This window comes from Hydrogenophaga sp., from assembly GCF_026125825.1.
Taxonomy (GTDB): Bacteria; Pseudomonadota; Gammaproteobacteria; order Burkholderiales; family Burkholderiaceae_C; genus Hydrogenophaga.
This window is the reverse complement of the sequence record NZ_JAHCKK010000133.1, coordinates 1-8,410: the sequence shown is the minus strand read 5'-3', so window position 1 is coordinate 8,410 and position 8,410 is coordinate 1. Positions and strand designations below refer to the sequence as shown.

Sequence of the window (8,410 nt, the reverse complement as noted above, 5' to 3'; positions counted from 1 at the left end):
ACGGCGGCCGCGCCGTCTCCGATGGGGGCGCACATGGGCAGCGTGAGCGGATAGGCGATGGCGCGGCCCGCCAGCACCTCGTCGACCGACCAGGCGCGGCGGTGCTGGGCGAGCGGGTTGTGGACCGAATGCGCGTGGTTTTTGGAGGCCACGATGGCCAGTTGCCGTTGCGTGAGGCCGTGGCGCTGCATGTGGTTCGCGGCCAGCGCGGCGTAGATGTCCATGAAGATGCTTCTCTCGGACGCCGCCGCCTGCGCGGGCGCGACGCCGGCGGCCTGGTTCAGGCGCGCGAGGTAGGCCTGCAGCTCGTGGTGCCGGGTGACGTCGAACCCGCCGCCAAAGATCTCGAACGACTTGCTGCGGTCGGCATCGAAGAGTTTTTCCGCGCCGACGGCGAGCGCCACGTCGGCGCTGCCCGATCGCACGCTCTGGCACGCGAGCCAGAAGGCGGTGGAGGCGCTGGCGCAAGCGTTCTCGACGTTGACGATGGGCACGCCGGTGATGCCCAGGTCGCGCAGGACGACCTGCCCTGCCACCATGTGCTGGCCCTGCAGGTAGGACGCGGCCACGTTGGAGAAGAAGGCTGTGTCCACCTGCCTGGCGGTGGCGCCGGCATCGGCGAGCGCGGCGCGCACGGCGGTGGCGGTGAGCTGGTGCAAGGTGCGGTCGGGGAACTTGCCGGTGGGCGTCATGCCCACGCCGACGATGTAGGCCGCGCCGCTCATGCGCTGTCTCCGGCACCGGGCGGCACGATCGTGTTGTCCAGCACGCCGATGTGCTCGGCCTCCAGGTCGATGCGGTCGCCGGGGCGCAGCAGGCGCCCGGTCTCCACACCGCAGCCGCGCGCGAAGGTGCCCGAGGCAAACACTTCGCCCGCGTGCAGGGTGCAGGACCGGCTGGCGTAGGCGATCAGGTCCTCAAAGCCGATTTCCATGCTCGCGGTGCTGTCCACGGTTTGTGTCTCGCCGTTGATGCGCGAGGTCACTTGCAGCTGGTAGAGGTCGGGCAGCTCGTCGAGCGTGACGATGCAAGGCCCGAGCGCGTAGGCGCCGTCGAAGTCCTTGCTCTTGCCGGCGGGCTGGCCTTCGGCGGCCTGCACGTCTCGGGCGGTGAAGTCGTTGAACAGGGTCACGCCCAGAATGAAGTCGCGGGCCTGGTCGCGGGGGATGTCTTTGCCGCTGCGGCCCAGGACGACGGCCAGCTCCAGCTCGTAGTCGAGCGTCTGGGCGAAGGCCGGCCATTCGATGGCCTGGCCGGGGCCGGCGAGGTTAAGGGGGTTGGCGGTGTAGAAGCGCGGCACGGTGAACCAGTTGGCGGGCAGGTCCATCTGCCCTTCCTGGCGCGCGGCCTCCAGGGCGGCTGCCGGGTCGGGGCTGGCCTGCGCGCGCTGGCGCGCGCGCATCTCCAGGAAGAACCGGGGGTGCGCGGTCATCGTGCCCCAGTCGCGCATGAGGGGCGGCCGCTGCAACGGGGTGAGCAATATGCTGCGGCCGGCGGGCACCTCGTGCGCGCCACCGGGCCGGTGTGCCTGCGCATCGCGGCGAGCCTGCGCGAGCGCTGCCTCACCCCCTGCAATGAACGCGGCCATGGAGGCAAAGCGGGCGTCGCCCGCGTGCAGGGAGCTCAGGCACAGCACGGCGCCATCGGCTTGAAGAAGGCCCAGCCGGGGCTTGGGCGCAGACGCCGTACGGTAGGTGACGAGTTTCACAGCACCTCCGGATGTTCGGAAACAAAGGCCACGGCCCGGGCCGGCGCGGCACTGGTGCGCGCCAGTTTGATGGGAAAGAAGCCGACGTGAAAGCCGCTGACGGGCAGCGCGCCGAGGTTGCAGAGCTGCTGGACGATGAAGGCCTCGCGCTCGGTGATGGCTTTGTGCGCGTCCCAGAGGTAGCGGCGGTCGCCGGTGCGGTGGAAGTCCGCGGCCATGGTGGGAAACGGCCGGTCCCAGCCGATGGCGTCGGTGCCCAGCACCTTGGCGCCCAGGCCGGTGAGATGCAGCGTGCTTTCGCGCGTCATGCCGGGGTACTGGAAGAAGCCGGGTTCGCCGATGGCAAAGCGCTCCTGCCCGGTGCGAAGCAGCACGGCGTGGCCGGCGATGTCGATCACGCCGATGGCGTCCATCGCCTCGTTCAGCATCTCGGGGGTGATCGCGCCGCAGGGCTGCACCATGGCGCGCAGGTCGAGCACGACGCCGGGGCAGTAGAGCTCGTCCAGGGCGATCTGATCGATGGTGCGGGCCGGCTGGCCCGCACAGCGCGAACCGCTGTGCATGGGCGCGTCCACGTGGGTGCCGCAGTGCGAGGACATGTCGCTCAGCACCTCCGAACCCCAGCCCTCGCCGTCAGGAAGGTCGTCGTGGGTGCAGCCGAAGAACGCGCAGAAGCGGTCTTTGCCTTCGGCTTCGTCGGGGCGCTGGTAGTCGATCTTGGGCGCGACCACACCGGCCGCGGCGCTCAGCGCCGGGGGCAGCAGGTCTCGGTCCAGGGGGTCAAGGAGGGTGCTGAGGTCGATGAGTTTCATGTTTATACGTCCGTGTAATTTGAGTTTATACGCACGTATGACTCGATGTCAACAGGCACAATGGCCGGACCGATTGGAGCGCTCGGCGGCGAGCGCGGGAGAGCACATGGCCAGCAGGAAATTGAGTCCGACCGTCAAACGCCCACGCGCCGAGGCCGTGAGCGAATCCGAACGCCCGAATACGCAGGCGCTGATCCTGGATGCGGCGGAGGAGTTGTTCGCGGCCCAGGGCTATGGCGGCACGAGCATCCGGCAGATCGCGGAGGCTGCCGGGGTCAACCTGGGCATGTTTCACTACTACTGGGGTTCGAAGCAGGTGCTGTGTCGCGCCGTGCTGGAGCGGCGGCTGGGCCCGATCATGTCGGAGCGGATGGCGCGGCTGTCGTCTGCGGTGGAGAGCCAGGCCCCTCTGGAGACGCTTCTTCTCGCGGCCATGGAGCCTTCGCTGCGGGTGACGGGTGCCACGCCGGAGCAGCGCGACACGTTCCGCAGTTTCTATGGCCGCATGCTGGCCGATCCTTCACCCGAGGTGCGCGAGGCGATGGGTTCGATCGTCGATGGGTTCGCCAAGGAGTTCATGCAGGAGCTGCACCGGCGCTGCACGCACATCGACGACAGGGAGTTCTACTGGCGCATGGTGTTTCTCTTCGGTGCCTTCTTCTACGCGCACAACGCGCACGACCGCATCCTGACGCTGCTGGGCGCGGCGTTCACCGCGCCGCCGATCGAGGACGCCGCGCAATACCTGGTGCGCTTTGTCGTGGGCGGCCTGCAGGCCGATCCGTTGACGGAGAAGGCCGCGCCGGCCCGGCGCACGCGGGGCAAGGTGGCGCAGCGCTGAGCTCAGTGCCCGCCCGAGGCGGTGTGCGGATCGGTCATGGCGGTGCGCCGCGCCACTTCGCGCCTGGCGTAGGCGGTGGGCGACAGGCCTGACCAGCGGCGGAAGGCGCGCGCGAAAACCTTGTCGGACTCGTACCCGGCGTCCTGCGCGACCTGGGCCAGCGGCAGGTGCCCGGCTTCGAGTTGCTCGGCCGCGAGCGCCATGCGGTGGCCGCCGAGGTAGCCCATGGGCGTGTCGCCCACCAGGGCTTTGAAGCGATCGCTGAAGCGCGAGCGCGACATGGCGGCTTCGCGCGCCAGGGCCTCCACCGTCCAGCTGCGCGCGGGTTCGCGGTGCATGGCGGCGATGGCGCGGGCGATGGCCGGGTCGGACAGGCCACGCCACCAGTTCGCTTCCACCGGGCCAGCGCCGCGCAGCAGGTGGCCGCGCAGGATGTTGATGAGCAGCAGCTCGCCCATGCGGCTGGCCGAGAGGCGCCAGCCCGGGCGCTGGTCCAGCGTTTCGGTGACCAGGGTTTCCATGGAGGCGGCCAGGATGACGGCGGTGGGCAGTTCGTTGGCGCGCACGTGGATGAGCGGCGGCAACACGCTGAGCACGGAGTGCCGGCAGTAGGCCGAGAACCAGAGCAGCGCGCTGAACATCTCGCAGCCTTCGCCGCCGCCGCCGTGCCGCAGGTCCAGCGGCGCTTCGTCGCGCGCGCCGGGCGTGCGCTGCGTGAGCAGTTGGGCAAAGGGCACGGTGGGCGCGTCGGGCGCGCTGCCCATGCGGTGCGCCGCACCCAGCGGCATCATGACGAGGTCGCCGGGCTCCACGCGCAGCGGCCCGTCGCCGCCGGCGGCTTCCACCCACCAGGGTGCGCCGCGCGCCATGCGGATCATGGCCGCGCCAGACACACCGTTCGAATGCAAGCCCCAGGGCGCAGACAGGTGGAACCGGGCCGTCACCGCGCGTTCGGCGCGGCAGATGGCGAGCACTTCGCTGAGGACATCCATGGACGAATCGTACCCATTTCGGGCGTCCGGGCGGTTGAGCGCAGGGGGCCTGCGCTGAACAATGCACGCTTCGACATTGCAGGAGCAGCCCCATGAGCAGTTTGAAAATCGGTATCGCCGGCGGCGGTGTGGGCGGTCTGGCCGCCGCGATCGCCTTGCGCCAGCAGGGCCACGACGTGACGGTGTTCGAGCAGGCCAAGGGCTTCTCGCGCGTGGGGGCGGACATCAACCTCACGCCCAACGTGGTGCGCGCCATCGACGGGCTGGGCGCGGGCGCGTCCATCCGCCGCACGGGCGCGCAGCCCACTTTCCGCATCAGCCGAGACTGGGACACGGGCAAGGAAACCTCGCGCCTGGGCATGAGCAACATCGCCGAAGCGCAGTACGGCGCGCCGCAGGTCACGATCCACCGCGCCGACATCCTGGCCGCGCTGGCCGAGCAGTTTCCCATCGAGCAGATCGCGTTCGACAAGCGCATCGACACGCTGACCCAGAACGATGGCGGCGTGACCGTGAGGTTCCACGACGGCGGCGAGGCCACTTTCGACGTGGTGGTGGGTGCCGACGGCATCCACTCGCGCGTGCGCACCGCGCTGTTCGGTGAAGAGAGCCCGCGTTTCACGGGCGTGGTGTCGTTTCGCTCGGTGGTGCCCACGGAGCGGGTGAAGCACGTGCCCGAGATCGAGGCGTTCACCAAGTGGTGGGGGCCGAACCCGCAGAGCCAGATCGTCACCTTCCCGCTCAACCAGGGCAAGGAGACGTTTGTGTTTGCCACCACCGGGCAGGAGAGCTGGACCGAGGAGTCGTGGACGAGCCCGGGCGACGTGGACGAGCTGCGCGGCTTCTACAAGGATTTCCACGCCGATGCGCGCGCCCTGCTCGATGCGTGCGACACCACGCTCAAGAGCGCGCTGTACGAGCGCGAGCCGCTGCCGCAGTGGTCGCAGGGCACGGTGACCCTGCTGGGCGATGCGTGCCACCCCATGCTGCCTTTCATGGCGCAGGGTGCGGGCATGGCGATCGAGGACGCGGTGGTGCTGGGCCGCGCGCTGGCGGGTGTGGGCACGCGCGCGCAGGCCATCGAGGCGCTGCGCCGCTACGAGAAGACGCGCCAGGAGCGCACGGCCAAGATCCAGATCGGTTCGCGCGGCAACCAGTGGATGAAGGGCCAGGGCAATGCCGACTGGGTCTACGGCTACGACGCCTGGAACGTGCCGCTGGCCCAGGCCTGAGGGCCTGCGATTCACCCCCCGTTTTTTTCCAGGAGACAACACCATGACGAACCACCCGAAACGCCACTTCACCCTGGGCCTGATGGGCCTGGCGCTCGCCTCGGCCCTGCCCTTCGCGGCGGCGCAGACGTTCCCGAGCAAGCCCATCACCATCGTGGTGCCCTTCCCGCCTGGCGGCGGCCCCGACCTGGCCGCGCGCGTGCTGGCCGAGAAGATGGCGCCCAAGCTGGGCCAGCCGGTGGTGGTGGACAACCGCCCCGGCGCGGGTGCGCTGCTGGGCGCCAGCACGGTGGCGCGCTCGGCCGCCGACGGCCACACGCTGCTGCTCACGCCCAACACCATGGCGATCTCGCCCCACGTGCTGCCGGCCGGCGCGGGCGGTGGCGTGGACGTGCACAAGGATCTGGTGCCGGTGATTTCGCCGGCGACCACCCCCATGGTGCTGGTGGCCAACCCGTCGCTGGGCGTGACCAACCTCAAGGCCGCGCTGGAGGCCGCGCGCAAATCGCCCGGCCTGCCCTACGGCAGCCCCGGCAATGGCTCGCCGATGCACTTCGCGGGCGAAATGCTCAAGAGCGCGGCCAAGGTCGATCTGATGCACGTGCCCTACCGGGGCGTGGGCCCGTCCATCACCGCCGCGCTCAGCGGCGAGGTCAAGCTGCTGTTCACCGGCCTGGGTGGCGCGGTGCCGCACATCAAGGGTGGCAAGCTGGTGCCGCTGGCGCTGACGGAGAAGAAGCGCTCGCCCTTGCTGCCGGATGTGCCGACCGCGACGGAACAAGGCGTGAGCGGCGTGGAGGTGAACGCCTGGTACGGCGTGTTCGCGCCAACCGGCACGCCCGCGCCGGTGATCGCGCGCCTGAACCAGGCCTTCAACGAAGCGCTGCAGTTGCCCGATGTGCGCGAGAAGCTCGCCGGCGCCGGCCTGGACGTTCTGGGCGGCACGCCGCAGGTGCTGGCCGACTTCATGAAGGCGGACAACGAGCGCTACGGCAAGCTGGCCAAGGAACTCAACATCAAGGCGGATTGAGTCCGATGGAGGCGCGCGGCATGGCACGGCGACCGAATTTCCTGCTGTTCATCACCGACCAGCACCGCGCCGACCACCTCGGCTGCTATGGCAACACCGAGGTGCGCACGCCGCACATCGACGCGCTGGCGGCGCAGGGTTGCCGCTTCGACGATTTCCACGTCGCCACGCCCATCTGCCAGCCCAACCGCGCTTCGCTCATGACGGGGCGCCTGCCCAGCGTGCACGGGCTGCAGATGAACGGGCGCGAGCTGTCGCTGGGCGAGCGCACGTTCGTGGAGACGCTGCGCGAGGCGGGCTACCAGACGGCGCTGGTGGGCAAGTCGCACCTGCAGAACATCACCACCCTGCCCACGGCCTGGCCCGGCAAGGGGCCGCGCCGCCCGCACGAGGCCTTGCGCCCCTACCCGGGCCGCTACGGCCAGGAGGTGTGGCAGCGCTGGGAGGAAGACCCGGCTTTCGAGCTGGCGCTGCCCTACTACGGGTTCGAGCAGGTGGCGCTCACCATCGGCCACGCCGACGAGCAGCACGGCCACTGGCGGCGCTGGCTGCGGCAGCAGACGCCCGACGCAGACCGCCTGATCGGCCCGGCCAACGCGATCCCCACGCCCGACTCGCACCTGGCGCGCATCGGCCACGCCTGGCGCACGCGCGTGCCCGAGGCGCTGTACCCCACGGCCTACATTGCCGAGCAGACCTGCCAGGCGCTGGACCGCATGGCGCGCGAGGCGCAGCCGTTTTTCATCCAGTGCTCGTTCCCCGATCCGCACCACCCGTTCACGCCACCGGGCCGCTACTGGGATCTGTTCCGGCCCGAAGACGTGTCGCTGCCCGCGTCGTTCCACGCCGAGCTGACCGACCCGCCGCCGCCGGTGCAGTGGCTGCGCGAGCAGCGCCGCGCCAACCCGGGGTTTCGCCCGGGCTACGGCAGCTTCGCGTGTTCCGAGCAGGAGGCGCGCGAGGCGATCGCGCTGAACCACGGCAGCCTGGCCAACATCGACGACCACATTGGCCTGGTGATGGCGCGGCTGCGCGCGCTGGGTCTGGACGAGGACACGGTGGTGATGTTCACCAGCGACCACGGCGACCTGCTGGGCGAGCGCGGCCTGATGTTCAAGGGCGGCCTGCACTACCCCGCCCTCACGCGCGTGCCGTTCATCTGGCGCGATGGTGCGCGGGCACCGGCCACGCCGGCCACGGCCGCGCTGACGCAGACCATCGACATCGCGGCGACGGTGCTGGAGCGCGCCGGCCTGGAGCCCACGAATGGCATGCAGGGCGCCTCGCTGCTGCCGGTGGTGGCGGGCCAGGCCAGCGCAGTGCGCCAGCAGTTGCTGATCGAGGAAGAAAGCCAGCGCAGCGATTTCGGCATGGACCGCCGCGTGCGCATGCGCACCCTGCGCAACCACGACCACCGCCTCACGGTGTACGACGGCCAGCCCTGGGGCGAGCTGTACGACCTGCGCCAGGACCCGCTGGAGTTGCGCAACCTGTGGGGCGATGCGGCTGCGCTGCCGCTGCGGCAGTCGCTCATGGAGCAACTCGCGCGCACCATGCTCTGGGCGGCCGACACGAGCCCGTATCCGGGCGCGGCCGCGTAGACAAAAAAAAGCCCGCTCAAGCGGGCCTCTCTTTTTCTTGAGGAAAGCTCAGACCAGGGTGCGCAGCCAGGCCGCGCAGTCCTGCGAGGCCTGCACCGGCCAGTGCACGGTGATGGTGGTGTCGCCGCGCCGCACTTCCACGCGGATGTCCTGACCGGCCGGGGCGGGTGAGCCACCCAGCAGGCGCGCCCAGA

General features: G+C 70.1%; 8 protein-coding genes. 4 read left to right on the top strand and 4 right to left on the bottom strand.

Going from position 1 to position 8,410, the window contains the following annotated elements; all coding sequences use genetic code 11:
- The 3 genes from KIT86_RS23205 to KIT86_RS23195 all read right to left on the bottom strand — a co-directional run.
- On the bottom strand, positions 1–725 hold a 725-nt coding region (locus KIT86_RS23205), incomplete at its 3' end, for a thiolase family protein (RefSeq protein WP_297402800.1).
- Positions 722–1,708, bottom strand: coding sequence for a fumarylacetoacetate hydrolase family protein (locus tag KIT86_RS23200; RefSeq protein WP_297402798.1), 987 nt, complete (start codon positions 1,706–1,708; stop codon positions 722–724). The genes KIT86_RS23200 and KIT86_RS23205, both read right to left, overlap by 4 nt.
- Entirely contained in the window at positions 1,705–2,520 is an 816-nt protein-coding gene (locus KIT86_RS23195) for a cyclase family protein (RefSeq protein ID WP_297402796.1), read from the bottom strand. Before KIT86_RS23195 ends, KIT86_RS23200 begins: the two co-directional genes overlap by 4 nt.
- 106 nt (positions 2,521–2,626) lie before the next feature.
- On the opposite strand from KIT86_RS23195, the gene KIT86_RS23190 reads away from it, so the two are divergent.
- A complete protein-coding gene (locus tag KIT86_RS23190; RefSeq protein WP_297402793.1) occupies positions 2,627–3,361 on the top strand; it encodes a TetR/AcrR family transcriptional regulator in 735 nt (244 codons plus the stop codon).
- 2 nt (positions 3,362–3,363) lie between these two features.
- Here KIT86_RS23190 and KIT86_RS23185 read toward each other — a convergent pair whose 3' ends face one another.
- A complete protein-coding gene (locus KIT86_RS23185) occupies positions 3,364–4,353 on the bottom strand; it encodes an AraC family transcriptional regulator (RefSeq protein ID WP_297402791.1) in 990 nt (329 codons plus the stop codon).
- Between the two features lie 92 nt (positions 4,354–4,445).
- On the opposite strand from KIT86_RS23185, the gene KIT86_RS23180 reads away from it, so the two are divergent.
- Genes KIT86_RS23180 through KIT86_RS23170 form a run of 3 tightly spaced genes read left to right on the top strand, consistent with a single transcriptional unit; the run spans position 4,446 to position 8,216 of the window.
- Positions 4,446–5,585, top strand: coding sequence for an FAD-dependent monooxygenase (locus KIT86_RS23180; RefSeq protein ID WP_297402789.1), 1,140 nt, complete (start codon positions 4,446–4,448; stop codon positions 5,583–5,585).
- Positions 5,586–5,628: 43 nt separating this feature from the next.
- Positions 5,629–6,615: a tripartite tricarboxylate transporter substrate binding protein gene (locus tag KIT86_RS23175; RefSeq protein ID WP_297402787.1), complete on the top strand. Its 987-nt coding sequence runs from the start codon at positions 5,629–5,631 to the stop codon at positions 6,613–6,615.
- A 20-nt stretch (positions 6,616–6,635) separates the two neighbouring features.
- Complete coding sequence (locus KIT86_RS23170) at positions 6,636–8,216, top strand: sulfatase-like hydrolase/transferase (RefSeq protein WP_297402785.1); 1,581 nt, start codon at positions 6,636–6,638, stop codon at positions 8,214–8,216.
- The last annotated feature ends 194 nt before the right edge of the window (positions 8,217–8,410 follow it).